This is a genomic window from Bartonella bilalgolemi (assembly GCF_023500045.1).
Lineage (GTDB): Bacteria > Pseudomonadota > Alphaproteobacteria > Rhizobiales > Rhizobiaceae > Bartonella > Bartonella bilalgolemii.
In genome coordinates, this window is record NZ_JAMCOF010000001.1 from 106,739 (window position 1) to 125,225 (window position 18,487).

Annotated in this window: 16 protein-coding genes and 1 tRNA gene; 11 read left to right on the forward strand and 6 right to left on the reverse strand. The window is 34.6% G+C overall.

Annotated features, from left to right (window positions below; genetic code table 11):
• Genes M4Z11_RS00400 through mnhG form a run of 6 tightly spaced genes read left to right on the forward strand, consistent with a single transcriptional unit; the run spans position 1 to position 6,004 of the window.
• Entirely contained in the window at positions 1–2,922 is a 2,922-nt protein-coding gene (locus tag M4Z11_RS00400; RefSeq protein ID WP_249674284.1) for a monovalent cation/H+ antiporter subunit A, read from the forward strand.
• On the forward strand, positions 2,922–3,263 hold the full coding sequence (locus tag M4Z11_RS00405) for a Na+/H+ antiporter subunit C (protein ID WP_249674287.1): 342 nt from the start codon (positions 2,922–2,924) through the stop codon (positions 3,261–3,263). The genes M4Z11_RS00400 and M4Z11_RS00405 overlap by 1 nt, the downstream gene beginning before the upstream one ends.
• The gene (locus M4Z11_RS00410) at positions 3,263–4,882 is read left to right on the forward strand and encodes a monovalent cation/H+ antiporter subunit D (protein WP_249674289.1); all 1,620 of its coding nucleotides are present in this window, start codon (positions 3,263–3,265) and stop codon (positions 4,880–4,882) included. Before M4Z11_RS00405 ends, M4Z11_RS00410 begins: the two co-directional genes overlap by 1 nt.
• Positions 4,882–5,367, forward strand: a complete 486-nt coding sequence (locus M4Z11_RS00415; protein ID WP_249674292.1) for a Na+/H+ antiporter subunit E — start codon at positions 4,882–4,884, stop codon at positions 5,365–5,367. Before M4Z11_RS00410 ends, M4Z11_RS00415 begins: the two co-directional genes overlap by 1 nt.
• Positions 5,364–5,645 (forward strand): K+/H+ antiporter subunit F, encoded by a 282-nt coding sequence (locus M4Z11_RS00420; RefSeq protein WP_249674295.1) that lies wholly within the window; start codon positions 5,364–5,366, stop codon positions 5,643–5,645. Before M4Z11_RS00415 ends, M4Z11_RS00420 begins: the two co-directional genes overlap by 4 nt.
• Positions 5,642–6,004: a monovalent cation/H(+) antiporter subunit G gene (gene mnhG, locus M4Z11_RS00425; protein ID WP_249674297.1), complete on the forward strand. Its 363-nt coding sequence runs from the start codon at positions 5,642–5,644 to the stop codon at positions 6,002–6,004. Before M4Z11_RS00420 ends, mnhG begins: the two co-directional genes overlap by 4 nt.
• 39 nt (positions 6,005–6,043) lie before the next feature.
• Here the strand turns inward: mnhG and M4Z11_RS00430 are convergent, their stop codons facing one another.
• Positions 6,044–6,409 carry an MliC family protein gene (locus M4Z11_RS00430; protein WP_249674299.1) on the reverse strand — a complete coding sequence of 122 codons (366 nt, stop codon included), beginning with the start codon at positions 6,407–6,409 and terminating at the stop codon, positions 6,044–6,046.
• A gap of 1,560 nt (positions 6,410–7,969) precedes the next feature.
• Between M4Z11_RS00430 and M4Z11_RS00440 the strand changes: the two genes are divergently transcribed.
• From M4Z11_RS00440 to M4Z11_RS00450, 3 genes are all read left to right on the forward strand, one after another.
• On the forward strand, positions 7,970–8,908 hold the full coding sequence (locus M4Z11_RS00440) for a site-specific tyrosine recombinase XerD (protein ID WP_249674302.1): 939 nt from the start codon (positions 7,970–7,972) through the stop codon (positions 8,906–8,908).
• A gap of 76 nt (positions 8,909–8,984) precedes the next feature.
• Positions 8,985–9,941, forward strand: coding sequence for an acetyl-CoA carboxylase carboxyltransferase subunit alpha (locus M4Z11_RS00445; RefSeq protein ID WP_249674304.1), 957 nt, complete (start codon positions 8,985–8,987; stop codon positions 9,939–9,941).
• A gap of 29 nt (positions 9,942–9,970) precedes the next feature.
• Positions 9,971–10,720, forward strand: coding sequence for a L,D-transpeptidase family protein (locus tag M4Z11_RS00450; protein WP_249674306.1), 750 nt, complete (start codon positions 9,971–9,973; stop codon positions 10,718–10,720).
• 96 nt (positions 10,721–10,816) lie between these two features.
• Here the strand turns inward: M4Z11_RS00450 and M4Z11_RS00455 are convergent, their stop codons facing one another.
• From M4Z11_RS00455 to M4Z11_RS00465, 3 genes are all read right to left on the reverse strand, one after another.
• Complete coding sequence (locus tag M4Z11_RS00455) at positions 10,817–11,878, reverse strand: CobW family GTP-binding protein (RefSeq protein WP_249674308.1); 1,062 nt, start codon at positions 11,876–11,878, stop codon at positions 10,817–10,819.
• Between the two features lie 8 nt (positions 11,879–11,886).
• The gene (locus tag M4Z11_RS00460; protein ID WP_249674310.1) at positions 11,887–12,990 is read right to left on the reverse strand and encodes a D-alanyl-D-alanine carboxypeptidase family protein; all 1,104 of its coding nucleotides are present in this window, start codon (positions 12,988–12,990) and stop codon (positions 11,887–11,889) included.
• 96 nt (positions 12,991–13,086) lie between these two features.
• The gene (locus tag M4Z11_RS00465) at positions 13,087–13,902 is read right to left on the reverse strand and encodes a lysophospholipid acyltransferase family protein (protein WP_249674312.1); all 816 of its coding nucleotides are present in this window, start codon (positions 13,900–13,902) and stop codon (positions 13,087–13,089) included.
• A gap of 115 nt (positions 13,903–14,017) precedes the next feature.
• Here M4Z11_RS00465 and thiD point away from each other — a divergent pair, with 115 nt between their 5' ends.
• Positions 14,018–14,878 carry a bifunctional hydroxymethylpyrimidine kinase/phosphomethylpyrimidine kinase gene (gene thiD, locus M4Z11_RS00470; RefSeq protein ID WP_249674315.1) on the forward strand — a complete coding sequence of 287 codons (861 nt, stop codon included), beginning with the start codon at positions 14,018–14,020 and terminating at the stop codon, positions 14,876–14,878.
• Between the two features lie 52 nt (positions 14,879–14,930).
• Here the strand turns inward: thiD and M4Z11_RS00475 are convergent.
• A tRNA-Gly gene (locus tag M4Z11_RS00475) sits at positions 14,931–15,005 on the reverse strand.
• Positions 15,006–16,383: 1,378 nt separating this feature from the next.
• Between M4Z11_RS00475 and holA the strand changes: the two genes are divergently transcribed.
• The gene (gene holA, locus M4Z11_RS00480; protein ID WP_249674317.1) at positions 16,384–17,427 is read left to right on the forward strand and encodes a DNA polymerase III subunit delta; all 1,044 of its coding nucleotides are present in this window, start codon (positions 16,384–16,386) and stop codon (positions 17,425–17,427) included.
• Positions 17,428–18,198: 771 nt separating this feature from the next.
• On the opposite strand, the gene M4Z11_RS00485 is transcribed toward holA, so the two are convergent.
• On the reverse strand, positions 18,199–18,390 hold the full coding sequence (locus M4Z11_RS00485; RefSeq protein ID WP_249674319.1) for a hypothetical protein: 192 nt from the start codon (positions 18,388–18,390) through the stop codon (positions 18,199–18,201).
• Between the last annotated feature and the right edge of the window lie 97 nt (positions 18,391–18,487).

The following is an 18,487-nucleotide window of genomic DNA, read 5'->3' on the forward strand; positions in this document are numbered from 1 at the left end:
ATGACAACACGGGAAGCAATATTAATATTGCTTGTTTTGCTTCCTTTTAGTGGTAGTGTTATCATTGGTTTTTTTCGTTCAACTGCTAGAAATAATGAAGCCTGGTTTGCTGGAGCTGTTGCACTTTTTAGCCTTCTTTTGACAATTATGCTGTATCCAACAGTTTGTGGAAACGGTGTGGTACGTTTAGATCTTGCTTGGATTCCAGAATGGGGAGTTAATCTAACCCTTCGTATAGACGGTTTATCGTGGCTTTTTTGCCTTTTAATTACAGGGATAGGATTTCTTGTTGTTGTTTATGCGCGCTATTATATGAATCCAGCAGATCCAGTTCCACGATTTTTTTCCTTTTTTCTGGCCTTTATGGGATCAATGACAGGAATAATTTTATCAGGAAATCTCGTGTTTTTGGTGATTTTTTGGGAGCTTACCAGTATTTTTTCTTTTTTATTGATTGGTTACTGGTATCATAATGCCAGTGCACGTGATGGTGCGCGTATAGCTTTAACAATTACCGGTTTAGGCGGTTTTGCACTGCTGATCGGAGTTTTGTTGATTGGCCATATTGTTGGCAGTTTTGATCTGGATAAGGTGTTAGAATCTGGAAATCTCATTCGGTCGAGTTCTCTTTATATTCCGGTTCTTATTTGTGTTTTATTAGGAGCATTAACAAAAAGTGCACAATTTCCATTTCATTTTTGGTTACCCAACGCAATGGCTGCTCCAACACCCGCATCGTCTTATTTACATTCGGCGACAATGGTAAAAGCAGGTTTATTTTTGCTTGTTCGATTATGGCCTGTTTTATCTGGAACAGAAGTTTGGTTTTGGCTTATTGGGATTTCGGGATTGATAACATTGATTCTTGGTGCTTATTGTTCAATGTTTCAGCAAGATTTGAAAGGTCTGCTTGCTTACTCAACGCTTAGCCATCTTGGTTTAATTACCACGCTTTTGAGTCTTGACAGTCCCCTTGCCTGTGTTGCAGCAATTTTTCACATGGCTAATCATGCTACTTTTAAAGCATCATTATTTATGGCAGCTGGTATTATTGATCATGAAACAGGTACGCGTGATATGCGTAAACTGACAGGCCTTTTTCGTTATATGCCTATTACAGGAACTCTTGCTTTAGTTGCGAGTGCTGCAATGGCTGGCGTTCCTTTACTTAACGGTTTTTTATCAAAAGAAATGTTTTTTGCTGAAACAGTTGAAATTCATATGGAATCTTGGTTGAATCGGATCACACCTTATATAGCAACGTTAGCCAGTTTGTTTAGTGTAACCTATTCTATACGCTTTATTTATAGTGTTTTTTTTGGACCTGGTCCTATTCATTTACCCAAACAACCGCATGAACCACCACGTTTTATGCGTTTTCCAATAGAATTATTAGTTTTTATTTGTTTGGCAGTGGGTATTTTTCCTAATTTAACAATGGGATCTATTTTAGATAATGCCATAGTAGCTGTTTTAGGACCAACAACATTTTCTTATAATTTGGCTGTTTGGCATGGTTTTAATGCTCCATTAATTATGAGTTTTGTTGCCTTATCAGGAGGGACATTGCTTTATATTTTAGGGCATCGCTATTTTTTATCATGTGATGAGGGAGTTCCTCTTTTTCGTTCTTTAAGAAGATTGCGTATTTTTGAGCGAATTTTTATGATTATTTCTTGGAAATGGGCATGTGCAGCAGAATCTTTTTTATCAACACGTCGTTTACAAGTTCAATTATGTTGGGTACTTTGCGTGTGCTTTGCGTTTGTTGGTCTTTTACTGTGGCGTGACGGGTTAATTTCAGCAGGACCAGTGCCGCTTTTTCCTCTTGATTTTCCTTTTATTGTTATTTGGTTGATTGGTGGATTTTGTGCATTTTTAGTTGCTTGGCAGGCAAAGTTTCACCGTTTTGTGTCATTAATGCTGTTGGGAGGTGCTGGTTTAATGACTTGTGCAACATTTTTGTGGCTTTCTGCTCCTGATTTAGCGGTAACACAATTGGTTGTTGAAGTGGTGACAACAGTATTGTTACTTCTTGGTTTGCGCTGGTTACCTAAGCGTTTGTATTATTCTACCTCTTCTGTATCTATTGGATCTTTAGTGTACTTACGTCGTTTTCGTGATTTTATCATAGCATTTGTCAGTGGTGCAGGTATAGCATGGTTATCATTTGCAGTAATGACACGTCCACAAAGAATGACAATTTCTGATTTTTTTCTAACACGAGCTTATTCTGATGCTGGTGGGCGCAATGTTGTGAATGTTTTGTTAGTTGACTTCCGTGGTTTTGATACAATGGGAGAAATAGTAGTTTTAGGCGTTGTTGCACTTACTGTTTTTGCACTTTTACGGCGTTTTCGTCCTGCACCTGAAAGCATAACTCCTTTTCAACAATATACGCATATGGCTTTTAATAAAGAACAACTTAATCGTCAAGAGGAGGATACTTTGTTCGATTATTTAGCTGTTCCTTCTGTTATTATGCATTGGCTTTTTCCTATTATTATTACTTTTGCAATTTATCTATTTATGCGTGGCCATGATCTTCCAGGAGGTGGATTTGCTGGAGGTGTTACTTTGGCAATAGGATTTATTTTACAATATCTCGCTACCAATATTCGTTGGGTGGAAAGTCATTTAAGGGTTTTGCCTTTGCGTTGGATGGGTTTCGGTTTGTTATTATCGGTAGCAACAGGGGTAGGTTCTTGGTTTTTTAAATATCCTTTTTTAACGTCTTTTTTTCAATATACGAATCTTCCTTGGATTGGAAAAGTTCCTACTGCATCTGCCTTTTTATTTGATTTAGGTGTTTTTTCTCTAGTAATGGGCGCAACTGTTCTTATTTTAATTGCAATTGCGCATCAATCAATTCGAGTTTATCGAATTAGTAAAAAACCTAATTTGAAAATAGAGGAAAATTAATGGAAGTTGTTCTTTCTTTAGGTATTGGTGTTCTCGTTGGATCAGGTATTTGGCTTCTTTTACGTCCACGAACTTTTCAAGTTATTCTTGGTTTGTCATTAATTTCTTATGGCATAAATCTTTTTATTTTTTCAGTAAGTAGACCTCGTAGCAACGCAGCCCCTATTGTTGATCCATCTCATACGATCAATCCAGCAAATTATGCTGATCCTCTTCCACAATCTTTGGTTTTGACAGCAATTGTGATTAGTTTTGCGACGACAGCTTTATTTCTGGTTATTCTCTTGGTATCACGTGGCTTAACGGGTTCGGATCACGTTGATGGACATGAGGCAAAGTGATGGAAGCTTGGTTACATCATTTACTTATTTTGCCTATTCTTTTGCCATTAAGTACTGGAGCATTTCTTCTTTTTTTTGATGAACGTAATTCAAAGCTTAAGTCGCTTATTAGTCTTTCTTCTGCGGGTTTATTGATTATTATTTCTATTTTGCTGTGTATACGGACTCTTGAGGTAGCGCCGGCTTCAGATGTTTATCGGCTTGGTAATTGGCCTTCTCCTTTCGGTATAATTTTGGTTCTTGACCGTTTAAGTGCTTTGATGCTTTTACTTTCAAGTTTATTGATTGCCGCTACGTTTGTTTTCTCACAAACTTATTGGTGTAAGGTAGGGCCTCATTTTCAGTCATTGATGCAGTTTTTAATAGTAGGGATTAATGGTGCTTTTTTGACAGGTGATTTATTCAATTTATTTGTATTTTTTGAAGTGATGTTAACCGCTTCTTATGGGCTTGCTTTACATGGATCGGGGCAGTCACGAGTTCGTGCTGGTATGCATTATATAGTGATTAATCTTTTTGCTTCATTTTTGTTTTTAATTGGTACGGCTCTAATTTATGGAGTAGTGGGCACGCTTAATATGGCTGATTTGGCAATTAAAATAAAATATATAGCTTCTACGGATATTATTTTATTTGAAATAGGTGCAGCACTTTTGGGTGTTGCTTTATTGCTTAAAGTTGGTATGTGGCCACTTAATTTTTGGTTGGTACCAACTTATGATGCAGCAGCAGCTCCTGTGAGTGCTTCTTTCGTGATTTTGAGCAAGGTGGGCATTTATGTTATTTTACGTTTGACGTTGTTATGGTTTGGTCCTGAAAGTGGATATTTTACCCGTTTTGGTTATACGATTTTATTTTATGGTGGACTTGCGACTTTAACTTTTGGTTTTATTGGAGTATTGGCGAGTCAAGCTTTGGGACGTTTAGCGGCTTATAGTGTTCTTGTATCTTCTGGAACATTGTTAACAGCAATTGGAACAGGGAATATAGTGTTAACAGCGGGGGTACTTTTTTATATTGTTTCTTCAACTTTAGCCCTGGGAGCTTTTTTTCTTTTGATAGAATTAGTTGAGCGTAATCAGGATGTCGCTGCTGATGTTTTAGCTGTTACAACAGAAGTGTATAATGATGATGAAGAGGAAGAGGAGGATGAAGTAGGTACTTATTTACCGGTAACTTTAGCAATTCTTGGTGCTTGTTTTGCTATTTGTGCTATTTTAATTATTGGATTACCACCCTTATCTGGTTTTATTGCGAAATTTATGATGATTATGGCAATTTTTAATCCAAAAGAAGGGGATTCTGCTGCATATATACCAGTTGTGCAAGATTGGCTTTTTATAATTTTTGTTATTATTTCTGGTTTTTCAACTTTAATTTCAATGACAAGAGCCGGTATTCGGATTTTTTGGGTTTCTCTTGAAGGTAAAATTCCACATGTGCAAGTAATTGAATTTACGCCTATTGCTGCTCTTTTAGCTTTGTGTTTTGTTACAACAATTATGGCTGGATCTGTTAGCCATTATATGTATGAAACGGCTAAAGTTTTACATTATCCTAAAAATTATATCAGTAGTGTTTTAACTGATTTTTCTCTACAAAATATGGAGAAAAATTAATGAATTGTTTTTTTGCTTATCCTTTTTTTAGTTGTGCAATTGTTTTAATGTGGATGATTTTAAACGGTTTTAATTTAGGTCAATTTCTTTTAGGCATTATTATTGCTTTGTTAAGTAATTTTATGATGCGGCTGATTGAGATGAAAACAGCCACCATTAAGAATTGGAAAGCGGTTTTTCTATTATTATTTCGGGTATTTATAGATTCTATTTCTTCAAATATTTCAGTTGCTTGGTTGATTTTAACAAAAAGGTGTAAAAAACAAAAATCTGGTTTTGTTGTTATCCCTCTGGTGCTTGAGAGCCAGATAGCTTTAGCTATTTTAGCATGCATCTTGGCAGTAACTCCAGGTACCGTTTGGATTGCTTATAATAGCAAAAATAGTGAACTTTTAATTCATGTCTTAAGTTTAATAGATGGAAATGATTATGAACAGTTGATCAAACAGCGATATGAGCAGTTGCTTTTGGAGATTTTTTCATGAGTATGGTTATTCTTTATTGGGGACTTTATCTTTCACAGCTTTTTTTAAGTTTGGCAATGATTCTAGCATTTTTTCGATTGATTCGTGGTCCAAGAGCACAAGATCGAATTGTTGGTTTGGATGCTCTTTATATGACAGCTATCCTTTTATTTCTGACGTTTGATATTCGCTCAGGGACAACTATTTATTTTGAAGCTGCTCTTATTATTAGCCTTTTAGGTCCTATATCAAGTATCGCTTTGGCAAAATTTTTAATGCGTGGAGAAATTATTGAATGAAGGATGATATTTCACTTTGGAGTGCTATTATAATTAGCATTTTTTTAATACTGGGATCTAGTCTTACTCTCATTGGAACGATAGGACTTGTACGTTTTTCCAATTTTTATGAACGTTTGCATACATCTTCATTGAGTACAAGTTGGGGAGGGAGTAGTATTATTATTGCTTCCTTTTTTTATTCAATGCTTGTGGATCATAAATTTGTTGTTCACGAGATATTGTTGATAATTTTTTTGTTTATGACAACACCAATAACTTCTATGTTGTTGTCACAAACAGCATCTTATCGAAATCAATCAGAGGATTCTTTAAAGAAACCACTTTCTCTTTTATTTCATAAAAAGAAAAAATCATAAAATTTAAAATAATGTAAAACTAATTGATAAAAGCTTATTTTATTGCTTATCTTCTATTGTACAAAAAATAGGTTTCTTTTCTTCTGGATCATTGATAAGGTCAAAAAGTGTAACTCCATTTTTAGATTCCCACCAAATATACTGAGCTCCTGCATATTTTGATCCTGAAGCAGCGATAACATTTGCTCCGATAATGCGCTCGCCTTTCCATTTAAAATCGACTAACGAAATATTATCAGCATTAAGATAAGTTGCTTCAACTTTTTCTTTATTTGTTCCAGTATCACATTGATAAACAACATTTTTTATCATAGGTTCCGGAACATCTGGTACATTGATTACCAAAGAGCCAGCGAAGGCAGTAATTGGGTTGAACAATAATAAACTTAAGTAGAGTTTTTTCATAATGTTTCCTTAATTATTCAAAGTAATAATTGTAGTTTAAGGAGTGGTGTCTACGGCAGGATTCGAACCTACGACCCCAGGATTCATACCACTTCGATTTTCATCGCCAGCTTTATCAGAAAAACTGTTTGTGGTCTGGACTGTCTCTTCACCTTAAAGTTTATGCTTTTTAGGTGCTGCCCGTTCAGTCTCTACACTTTTCTCTTTGATTTAAAAAGAGACTTAGCTCGGGATTGACATACAAATTCTTGTGAAGTTTTCCCCGAATTTGAGCAGATTCACTTTTAGAATTTCTTCTGAAAGTGCCCAATTTTTTAGGAATCCTGTGCTCTATCCTACTGAGCTACGCAGACCCAATCACATTAATTTTATAGCGAAAACGTTAAGGTTAATCAATCATTATAAATATTTATTAATGTGTTTTCATTAATTTTTGTTTTAAAAAATTTAGAATGACATTCGGTGTAATATGTTTTGCAATAAATAATTGACGGAGTTTGCATGTTAGGATGATAGTTAGACTATTTTCTGAAATTTTCTTATCTTGTGCTATAAAAGTCATTAACATTTCAGTATCTGGAATATCCTGTAATTTTATAGATAAACCAAATGTGTTTTAATACGTTGTGCTGTAAGACTGATTAAATTCAGTTGAGCAGAAAATTGATGGGCCAAAATTATTCCAATAGCTAAACTTCAACCATGGATTAAGCGGTCTGAATTGTAAGAAGTTGCTGTTTTAAGCACATGTCCAAATGTGTTGTCAAGATTTAGCGAAGTGTGTGCTCCAGTTTCATATATTTTTTTGTGCAAGGAGCATTGTGCGGATCGTATAATATTTTGTGCTCTTCTACGTTCCCTGTGATTGTTAATCATTAAGTTTGCTTTTAAATGGATAGGGTAGTGTTGTTCTATGAATTCTTGATGATTTTTTTAAGTCTTTTTTTGAAGTAATAGTTCGAGTGGGATACTTTAAAACACATTCAATGAGAATATTAAGATCTGTTTTGAGCCATATATATATCTCGTTTTAATATATGGTTTTGGTATATAAGCTCCTCTGCTTGTTGCTAAAATGAGAGAAATTTTTAAAGGATATTTAAATGATGCTTTGCTCAAGAGTGTGAAACTCTATTTTATTAGCATCATAAAAAAGTAAATTACGCATGATGACAACATGTTTTTCAATGACTGATTTTTCTGCGCCCATGAGACAAACGAATATGAGTGTTCATCGGTTAATATAAAGTAACAGTTGATTTTTTATTTGTGTTGTGAGGATATTTTTAGAATAATTATTATTTATGATTTTATTTTGATATCTATCTATCTTAAAGTCAATACCTGTTAATCTTTATCAGATATGATAGAAAATTAAGATTTTTTTAGAATAGTTTGTTTCATGCCAACATTAACCCGATTTTTAATAATATTTTCCATTTTAATTATTATTCTTTTTAGCATTATGATCGCACTTGTAGTTTATGTTCAACCAGTGATGGTTGATATAAACCTTGATGTGCCTTTAGATTTATTAAAGGAATCTTCGAAAGAAAATACATGAAAAATAATGCTGTCATAGATCGTTTTCTTGAAATGATGAGTGCGGAACGAGGAGCTTCTGTTCGTACACTTTTAGCTTATCAACATGATTTACAATGGGCACAAAATAAATTATCTTCGCGCTCTATTTCATTTTTTTCGGCGCAAAGAGAAGATTTAATCAATCTTTTATCGCTCATGCAGATCGCTGGTTGCGCTGCAACTTCACAAGCACGTCGGTTATCCACTTTACGTCAATTTTTTCAATTTCTTTATGCTGAAGGATTAAGAGAAGATGATCCTTCTAGCGATATTGATTCACCGCGCCAAGGGCGCCCTTTGCCGAAAATTATCAGTGAAGATGCGGTGACAAAATTACTTGATTTTGCACAGTTGGAGACAGATCAAGCGGAGTATGGATCGCAGGATTATTACCGTGCTTTGCGTCTTCAGGTGTTGCTTGAAATGCTTTATGCGACAGGATTACGTATCAGTGAGCTAGTCAGTCTTCCGGTTCAAGCTGTACGAAGAAAAGAGCAATTTATTTTGGTTCGCGGTAAAGGTGAAAAAGAGCGAGTGGTACTTGTATCAGAGAAGGCACGTCAAATTCTGTCGCAATGGTTAATTTTGCGTGATCAGGGAAAAGATGCAACAAGTTTTTACCTTTTTCCTGCTCGTTCATCGACCGGATATATTGCACGCCAATTTGTTGCTCGAGGATTAAAAGATCTCGCTAAAAGAGCAGGAATACAAAGTGAAAACTTTTCTCCTCATGTGTTGCGCCATGCTTTTGCAAGCCATCTGTTGCAAAATGGTGCTGATTTGCGTGCGGTTCAACATTTATTAGGTCACTGTGACATTTCTACAACTCAAATTTATACACATGTATTAGAAGCTAGGCTGCATCGTTTGGTTAATGAACATCATCCGCTTATTGATCAGTGTAAGAGTGGGTAAAGAAAAGATTATCTTTTGGAAAATACTTTAAAAATAAATTATAAGTGTATAAATTATACAAAATAAGTTGGAAGCAATGTATAATTATCTTGATTTTGAAAAACCAGTTGCTGATCTTGATCTGCAAATTCTTGAATTAAAGAAAATCGCTCAGGAAAAGGATAGCCTTAATATGAGTGATGAGATTGCGCGTCTTGAAATGCGTTCTCAAACAGCTTTGAGAGATCTCTATAAAAAATTATCACCGTGGCAAAAAACACAGGTAGCTCGTCATCCTGATCGACCTCATTTTATGGATTATTCAGCGCAATTGTTGACTGATGTTACGCCTTTGGCAGGTGATCGTAAATTCGCTGAAGATGCAGCTATTCAAGCTGGTTTTGCACGCTTTAAAGGTGAAGCAATTGCTTATATAGGTCAAGAAAAAGGTTATGATACGCAAACCCGTTTGCACTATAATTTTGGTTCTGCACGTCCAGAAGGATACCGCAAAGCTGCGCGTATTATGGAAATGGCTGATCGTTTTCAATTACCATTACTGACTTTTGTTGATACGGCGGGTGCTTATCCTGGAGTGAGTGCTGAAGAACGTGGACAGGCAGAGGCGATTGCTCAATCAACAGCTGCAACTTTACGCTTACAGGTTCCTGTTGTTTCTGTTATTATTGGAGAAGGAGGTTCTGGGGGGGCGATAGCAATTGCTGCAGCCAATAAAGTTTATATGTTGGAGCATTCGATTTATTCGGTTATTTCACCAGAAGGTGCGGCTTCTATTTTATGGCGTGATTCAGCTCGTGCAAAGGATGCTGCAACGAATATGCGCATTACTGCTCAAGATCTTTATAAGTTACAGATTATTGATGGTATTATTCCTGAGCCTTTGGGAGGAGCGCATCGGGGAAAAGAAATTGTAATTGAAGCAACAGGTAATATGATTTCAGATGCTTTAAAGTCTATGGCTGGGAAAGATGGAGAAACTATTAAAAAAGAGCGTTGGGAAAAATATCTTCAAATTGGTCGTTCTTTGAGTTGATATATTTACTGTCGGAGACTTTTTATTCAATGAAATTAAATAAATTGTTTTCAGCCGTACTTTTTATTGTAACTGGAATGTTGATGGCATGTCAGGAGAGATTACCTACTTCTTTTAAAGCTAAAATTGAACAGTCGTTGCCTCGAGAAATTCTCGATAAAATGGTGATGCATGATATTGATCAATATGCACCAATTATGATGCGATTTTTTAAGGAAGATAATATTGCTGAAATTTGGAAGCAAAATCGTTCAGGAGTATTCGTTCTTGTTGTAAGTTATGACATTTGCAAATGGTCAGGCCAGCTTGGGCCTAAATATCGAGAAGGCGATTTTCAAGCCCCAGAAGGTTTTTATACCGTTCAGGAAAATCAAATGAACCCTTATTCAAAGTATTATCTTTCTTTTAATATAGGTTTTCCTAATCTTTATGATCAGATTCATGGTCGTACAGGAAGTTATCTTATGGTTCATGGAGCCTGTACTTCTGTAGGCTGTTATTCAATGAATGACAGGAATATGGCTCAAATCTATGCCTTTGCGCGAGATGCTTTTAGAGGTGGGCAAAAAGAATTTCAGTTACATGCTTTTCCCTTTCGTATGACCGATGTTAATATGCAACGCCATCATATGAGTCCTCATTATGAATTCTGGATGATGCTCAAAGAAGGCTATGATTTTTTTGAAACAAATCGTAAACCTCCCAAAATTACTATTTATGATAAACGTTATGTTTTTGATCATTTTATTGATGAAACTTCAGTTGCTGTAGCTTTATAAGGATGAGCTATATTGAGAATGTACGATCCTTCAGTTATAAGAGTGATATAAAGTAAATTGTATGTGAGTAGTTGATTTTTTGATGTGCAAAGGGGATTAAAATTTTACTCCTGGAATAACTAAAGGATTATCTAAAATAGCAGTTTTGTCTGGAGTATCTATTGCTGGTTTATTTAAACAAGCATCAAACAGTTTTTGTATTGCCTCTTTTTCAACACTATGAGTAATGATGACAAAGCGAGTCTTTGTGATGCCTTTTGGCCATGCTGGAAGTCTTATTGGTGGATGAAAAAATGTTTGTACTCCATGAAGAATAAGTGGACTATGCGGATTATCTTGCAATGCGATAATGGCTTTTACACGGAGTAATTTTTCACCATAAAGATCTTTTAAGAGATTTAGAAAAATTTTTAACGTAGCAGGATAAAGTGGTTCATTACAGTCTAATGAAAAAGCGCGAAAATTTTGATAATGAGAATGATCATGTGAGACAGTGGGGAGCCATTTTTTTAGCTCTATGTTACCTTCTCTTTTATTCCAAATTATTTTATTTATTAATTCATGTGGGCTGCATTGGTCAGAATGGGAAGTGATGATTTGCGCTGTGGGATTAAGAGCCTTGAGTTTGTTGGTAAGAAAATCTAGGGGAATTGTATGGTCAGTAAGATCGGTTTTTGTAAGAATAATTTTGTCAGCAAAAGCCAGTTGTTTTTGTATTTCAGGATGAGATTCGAGAATGGGAGGAGAGTTTAATACATCAAATGTTGTAATAACAGCATCAATATCTAATGCTTGAGTTAAGATAGGATGGCTTAGAAGAATTTGTAAGATAGGGGCAGGATCAGCTAAACCTGTTGTTTCAATTATAATGCGATTCAATTTTTTGAGATATTTTGTTTGAGTGTAATCAATTAAATCAACTAATGTATCGACTAAATCGCTGCGCAAATTGCAGCATAAACAACCATTTGTTAATTCAATAATTCCTTCTGTTGCTTTTTCAACAAGAAGATGGTCAATGTTTACTTCACCGAATTCGTTAACGATAACAGCACTGTTAGCTAAGAGAGGATCTCGCAGCAAATAATTAAGCAAAGTTGTTTTACCAGAACCTAAAAAACCGGTAATAAGAGTGACAGGAATACGTGTTGTTTGCATTTGAAATATTAAATGTGATTAACTGCTTTTGTCATATAGTGATAGGGAGGTCGTTTATGTGGAATGGGAATTTCTCGTACTATTTTTCCATTGATTTTCAATGTTTTCGGCGCGCTAATGAGCTTTACTTGCAAAGGAAGAATAAAAGGAGGTAAAGCAGTGATTAAAGGCGAGGTGAGAATAATATTTCCTTTTTCATCATAAGAATCTAAACGCATTTTTATAGCTTCAGGTGTACATATTTGTTGTCTCATATCGGTTATTTGTGACATTTTTATACCATAAGGTTCTAATGTTGCTAATGTTGATTGAGGAGACCCTTTATCTGAAAATCCTGCATTGAGCAATTGTGCTGCTTTTTCTTCTCTTTTATTGATACTGTCTGATCCCAAAATAACAACGATAATTGTTCGCTTATTTCTGGTTGCTGAAGCGACAAGATTGAAACCGGAAGAACAAATAAATCCTGTTTTCATGCCATCTATGCCATCAAAACGACCAATAAGATTATTTGAATTAGATTGAATTTTTTGTCCATTGCCAAAATCAATGGCTGGAATAGAAAAATAATGAGTATATTGAGGAAATTCTCGACGGATTTGAACCGCTAAAAGAGCAATATCCCGTGCTGTGGAGTAATTATTTGGATTTGGCAATCCACTTGTATTTGTAAAATTGGTTCCAAACATACCTAGACGTTGAGCTTCTGCATTCATTTGTTTTACAAAAGCTTCTTGTGAACCTGAAATAGCTTCACTTATAGCAATAGCTAAATCATTTGTAGATTTAACCAAAGTAATTTTTAAAGCCGTATCAAGTGTAAGAACAGAACCAGCTTTATAACCTGAATTGATGGCAGGCGCTTGCGCTGCATTTTTGCTTATGGTGATATGCTTGTGGGGTGAAATTTTTCCTGTACTCATAGCTCGGAAAATAACATAAGTCATCATTAATTTTGTTAAAGAAGCAGGATACCAACGTTCAAAAGCTTGATTATGCTTTAATATTCGTCCAGTTGTAGCGTCAACAGAGATGAAAGGATGGGCTAGAGTTAGAGAGCTTATTATACTTAGAATGAAAGAGAAAAAAAGTGTGTGGAAGAGTTGGCGCATAAAGTAAATTCCCCCATTATTTTTAGATTTAAGTAATCCAGCACTGTTTTAATTTTATTATAAAGATTTTTGTATATACATAAAGAGGATGAATATTTAATCACGCACAGGTCCTTTCCAATTATGACCAAGTGTTTGAAGTCTTTTAACTGCAGAAGGTGGCATAGGGGGAGGATTGGGATCTTGAGCAGCTAATAGAAGTAACTCATCACAAGCTTTTTCTGTTTTTTGAATGAGTTGGTCCCAAAAATCACGTTTATTTAAGCCGGCTTTAATAGGCGGAAGAATACGGACACGAATTGTTCCTGGATAGCGACGAAAATTATTACGTGGCCAATATAAACCAGCATTGTGGGCAATGGGTACAACTTGAAGTTTAAGTTCATTGTAAAGAGCAGTAATTCCTGGTTTATAATCTGGATCTTGACCAGGTTGTTTACGCGTCCCTTCGGGAAAAATGAGGATTTCACGCCCTTGCTTCGCTTTTTGTTTTGCATTGTGTAAAATAATTTTAAGAGCTTTAATAGGACTTGTCCGGTTAATCGGAATGATTTGTGTTTTTGCCATGTACCAACCGAAGAAGGGAATCCACATTAATTCACGTTTGATAATGAGAGCGGGATCATTAAAGTAGGGAACAAGGCTAAAAGTTTCCCATGCGGATTGATGTTTTGGAGCAATGATGTAAGCCCCACTCGGGAGGTTTTCTATGCCTTCAATTTCATAGTTTGTTCCAGCAATGTGTTTTTGTAAAAACAATGTAATACGCGCCCATATTTTAGGTACAATCCATGCTTGCTTGCGCGGCATTAAAAAATAAAAAGGTGCGTAAAGAATCATCTGTACAAAGGTTGTTATGTAAAAAACGAATGTAAAAAGAAGAGAGCGAAAGATAAGCACTACATTTCCCATTTCATGTCTACCAAGAAATTCTATTTATAATGCAATTTATATGAGAAAACATCTTTAATTAAAACTTTTTCAAGTACTTCTTTTAAAGTATTTAAAATTATAAGGAAAGAACCATATGACATTACAGATTGGTAAAGATAAGTTTATTCCACGAATTTTGTCCATTGCTGGTACTGATCCTTCTGGTGGTGCTGGAATGCAAGCCGATTTAAAGGTTTTTTCAGCAATGAAAGCTTATGGTATGAGTGTAGTTACAGCTGTTGTTGCACAGAATACACAGGGTGTACGTGCTTTTCAAGCGTTGGATTCGTCTTTTGTTGCCGATCAAATTGATTCGGTGTTTGAAGATATTTGTGTGGATGCTGTTAAAATTGGGATGGTGGCGAATGCTCAGATTGCACAAGTCATTGCAGAGCGTTTGGCTTATTATAAAGCCCGTTTCATTGTTTTTGATCCAGTTATGGTGGCAAAGAGTGGTGATGTTCTTTTGAAACCTGATGCGATTGAAGTTATTCGTAATGTTCTTATTCCTATGTCAACATTGATTACACCAAATTTACATGAGGCAAAAATATTATTGAATCGTGAAATACAATGGTCATTAGATGCTATGTATCAGCAAAGTCCGCAACTTTTGGCATTGGGTTGTGGTGCTGTTTTATTGAAAGGAGGGCATTTAGATATTCTTGCTTGCAAGACTACAAATCATTACGATTTTTCTAGTCCTGATATTTATTGTGATTCCAAGGGGAGTGTGATGCTGGAAGCTTCTCGTCTCAGTACAACCAATAATCATGGTACAGGTTGTACCATTTCCGCTGCAATTGCAGCACTTTTACCTACAGAATCTTTGTTTGGTGCGGTCAAAAGAGCTAAAAATTATTTAAATAGCGCTTTGTCTGCTTCAAATACTTTAAACATAGGAAGAGGACGGGGCCCACTTCACCATTTTTGTGAACTTTGGGATCATAGATAAGAAAGACTCTTTAAAAAAATCTCTAGCCTGAAAATGAGCTTATATTAACTAATGGAGCGGGCGATGGGATTCGAACCCACGACCCCAACCTTGGCAAGGTTGTGCTCTACCCCTGAGCTACACCCGCTTAAGAATTTGAACTACTTTTCACATAAACGCTATCTGTATGGCGTAGGCTTTTCCGAATTGCAACAAAAAAATAACGTTTCAGTAGATTTATTTTTTTGTTGTTTAAAAGTAAGAATTAAAATTAATTTTAAAAGTACTTAAGCTCTATAATTATTTTACACGCAATGGTAATATGATCGTGTTGAAAATGGTGAGATAGTGTGCTGTTGTAATTATTTTTTGGGACACCAGCGGTTTTTCTTTTGCATAATCCGTGGATTTTAATTTATTTTTTAAGATGCGAAAATAGAATCTTAAATGCGCTTTTACAACAATCATATTCACTAAACGCCTTTTTAAATCTGTGTTTTTTTATCACAACATTTGAGCATAATGTCTTCTAATGGGTTGATATTTATCTTGATTTCTTGTTTCTATTTCAGGATCAAAACCGATAAATGCTTATTAACAATAGAGTCTTTTTCTTCTAGTACGATAATGTTCATTAAATAGGTGTCTTTTTGTCTATTTTGTCTGAATTAACAAAAACTCTTAAGATTGGTCCAGTCAGAGATAAAACATTCATTTGTGGAAAAGGGAAGAAAAAAATTAACCAAAGAGGGCTTTGGTAATTTATTTAGAAAGTTTTGTAATGGAGCCGGCATAAAAAATTAACTCATGGTTTAAGGAAAATTAGTGACAGCAAGAGCTGTAAACTCAAATGCAACAGTGTTACAACTTAAAGCGATTTTTGGCTAGACAAGTGATAACATGGCAGCTCTTTATATAAAAAGCGTTGATTACAAAAGGCTAACTATCGAAATGATAAGAAGCTCCAAAAAAGTAAGGGATAGGATAAAAAAATACAAATTCCTTTACCTTTATAATAAAATATTGATTTATTATTATTTTGCCTTTTGGTATGGAAATTTGATAAACGCAGAAAATCAAATTAACATTGCTCTGATAGAGGATTGTAAAGCACTAGCAACAGTAATTTTGCAAAATAAGAGTGTTTAATGAAACCTTAAAAATATCTTCAGAATCACTAAATAATAGCTGTAATAGACACTATTAAGGAAATTGTAGTTAGCTACTTCATGTTAAGCTAATGCTTTGTTGTTTGATGTCATTTCTTTAGTATTAGTTTAGAGATAGCTGATTTTGTGATATTTTTGACTGAAGAATTATTAAGGGGAAACTGTTATTATAGTGGTGAATTCCGTGTAATTAGGTTTTTGATTCTAAGGGATCAGATTCTAATGTTGCGTAGTGCAAAGTCATTTTGGATCTTTGTTAAGAAGAGTATAAAAGTTTAGATGTAGGCAACAAAATTAAACTATTTTAGAAGGTTTGTAATGAAGTTTTTGATGATAGATTTTTAATGGATTAATATTTTGGCTCAGAAAAAAGCACATGAAGTTGATCAGTTTTTAAAACATTTTTCGCGTTCTTTTCCTATCGTTTTAATTTATGGACCGGATCGGGGTCTTGTTTGTGAGCGTGCACAACGTTTTGCTAAGCTCTCTCAGGTGGCGATAGAAAATCCTTTTACTACTGTTCGTTTAGATGCGGCTGAAATTGATAAAGATCCTGCACGATTAGGGGATGAAGCACGCACTTTATCCCTTTTTGGTGGTGATCGTTTAATATGGGTATCTAACGGTGCTAACCAACAAGGTTTTCTTAAGGCGCTTAAACTTTTAATAACAGAACCACCAGAAGCAAGTTTTATTTTAATTGAAGCGGGAGATTTAAAAAAAGGAGTAGGACTACGTAATATTATTGAAATGGCACCAACAGCGATTGCTTTGCCTTGTTATGCGGATAATACTCATTCTCTTGACATCTTGATTGACGAAATTTTAGGGGAATTCAATATAACTCTCTCTTTGGAAGCGCGTCAGTGTTTGCACCAAAATATCGGAGAAGATCGTCTTGCATCACGTAGTGAATTGGAAAAGCTTTGTCTTTATACCCTAAAAAAGGCTCATGTTGCTTTTGAAGATGTAAAAGCTATTGTTAGCGATGTGAGTACCCTTTCTCAAGATGAAGTAATTGATGCTGTTTTACTAGGAGATTTAGTGGGTTTTGAAACTTATTTTAGCTGTTGTGTAGCTGTAAACAAAACATTTCTCTTTGTTTTAAATACGGCTCAAAGACATTTTCAACAATTACAGCTTTTACGTTATCAAATAGAAATTGAAGGTAAAAATTCTTTTGTAGTCATTTCTCAGGCACAACCACCAATTTTTTTTCAAAGGAAAAAAATAGTTGAACAAGCTTTAAAATATTGGAACTTAGAGAAAATTTTGTATGCAATGAAAACAATACAGTCGGCTATTTTAGAAAGTCGTAAAAATCCACTTTTAAGTGAAGTAATCATTCATAAAGCGTTACTGAAATTGACGATTATTGCAAAGCGTCAAAAGAATTCTTAGGATATCTGATTAAGATTGATAATTATTACTTGTTTAATAGTACAATATAGCAAGTTATTAGCCATAATTTGTTTGTCTATATTAAGAATTAATGATAAATCACTTAACTCTACTAATACCAAAAAACGATTGTACAAATTACTTTATATATCATGCGAATTCTTGGTTGGTAATATCATTAAGAATATTTACATAATTATCTTCTCATATAATATTTATCAAAAATAGATACTTCTTATTACTAAATTTTCTTAGATTCACATTTTTGTCAAAATTTTTATTAGAAAAACTTACTCATAAGCAAATTATAATTCGTTGTGATATATCTAAGACTTAGAAACACATAAGCTAAGAATCTGATCTAGTTTGTTGTTACCCTTACTAATTAGCTATCATTGGTTTTAATAGCTTCTTCTGATTTGGTTTTGTATAGAACAGCATCTTAGCTTAAAATTACTTATTTTCAACTCTTCGTGTTTAGTGTAGTTATAATAATACATAAGCGCCTTCCTCATCATACAATACCTTTTTACGGCATATATTCATATACTTAATTTACTAACTGCTTCTAAGCAGTAATTCAATAAAAACTAAAACACTGTATAAAACACATCCTATAAAATATAAAGATATGGAATTTTCTGATACTTATTTTTTATTTTTGTCATAGTCTCTCTGTAAAATTAAATAACTACACTTAACAATTTTTTCTTTTTTAATTCAGTTTTTATAGTTTTTGATGTTAACTTTATATAACGTTTTTCCTCATATTTACAAAGTAAGCCGTCTAGGATTAATACGAGGCTTAATACGAGGAGAAACTTTGGACACACTAAGGTCCTTGTTATCATTATTAATATTATTAGCTACATGAATCTCCTCAGCTGGAGGCTTAGGAGCCGGAGACTTAAGAACTGGAGACTTAGGACGAGAAGGCTTAATACGAGGAGAAACTTTGGACACACTAAGGTCCTTGTTATCATTATTAATATTATTAGCTACATGAATCTCCTCAGCTGGAGGCTTAGGAGCCGGAGACTTAAGAACTGGAGACTTAGGA

Bases quoted from the DNA above. Each gene is read 5' to 3' on its own strand.
- M4Z11_RS00400 (WP_249674284.1), top strand. From the start codon at position 1: ATGACAACACGGGAAGCAATATTAATATTGCTTGTTTTGCTTCCTTTT.
- M4Z11_RS00405 (WP_249674287.1), top strand. From the start codon at position 2,922: ATGGAAGTTGTTCTTTCTTTAGGTATTGGTGTTCTCGTTGGATCAGGT.
- M4Z11_RS00410 (WP_249674289.1), top strand. From the start codon at position 3,263: ATGGAAGCTTGGTTACATCATTTACTTATTTTGCCTATTCTTTTGCCA.
- M4Z11_RS00415 (WP_249674292.1), top strand. From the start codon at position 4,882: ATGAATTGTTTTTTTGCTTATCCTTTTTTTAGTTGTGCAATTGTTTTA.
- M4Z11_RS00420 (WP_249674295.1), top strand. From the start codon at position 5,364: ATGAGTATGGTTATTCTTTATTGGGGACTTTATCTTTCACAGCTTTTT.
- mnhG (WP_249674297.1), top strand. From the start codon at position 5,642: ATGAAGGATGATATTTCACTTTGGAGTGCTATTATAATTAGCATTTTT.
- M4Z11_RS00430 (WP_249674299.1), bottom strand. From the start codon at position 6,409: ATGAAAAAACTCTACTTAAGTTTATTATTGTTCAACCCAATTACTGCC.
- M4Z11_RS00440 (WP_249674302.1), top strand. From the start codon at position 7,970: ATGAAAAATAATGCTGTCATAGATCGTTTTCTTGAAATGATGAGTGCG.
- M4Z11_RS00445 (WP_249674304.1), top strand. From the start codon at position 8,985: ATGTATAATTATCTTGATTTTGAAAAACCAGTTGCTGATCTTGATCTG.
- M4Z11_RS00450 (WP_249674306.1), top strand. From the start codon at position 9,971: ATGAAATTAAATAAATTGTTTTCAGCCGTACTTTTTATTGTAACTGGA.
- M4Z11_RS00455 (WP_249674308.1), bottom strand. From the start codon at position 11,878: ATGCAAACAACACGTATTCCTGTCACTCTTATTACCGGTTTTTTAGGT.
- M4Z11_RS00460 (WP_249674310.1), bottom strand. From the start codon at position 12,990: ATGCGCCAACTCTTCCACACACTTTTTTTCTCTTTCATTCTAAGTATA.
- M4Z11_RS00465 (WP_249674312.1), bottom strand. From the start codon at position 13,902: ATGGGAAATGTAGTGCTTATCTTTCGCTCTCTTCTTTTTACATTCGTT.
- thiD (WP_249674315.1), top strand. From the start codon at position 14,018: ATGACATTACAGATTGGTAAAGATAAGTTTATTCCACGAATTTTGTCC.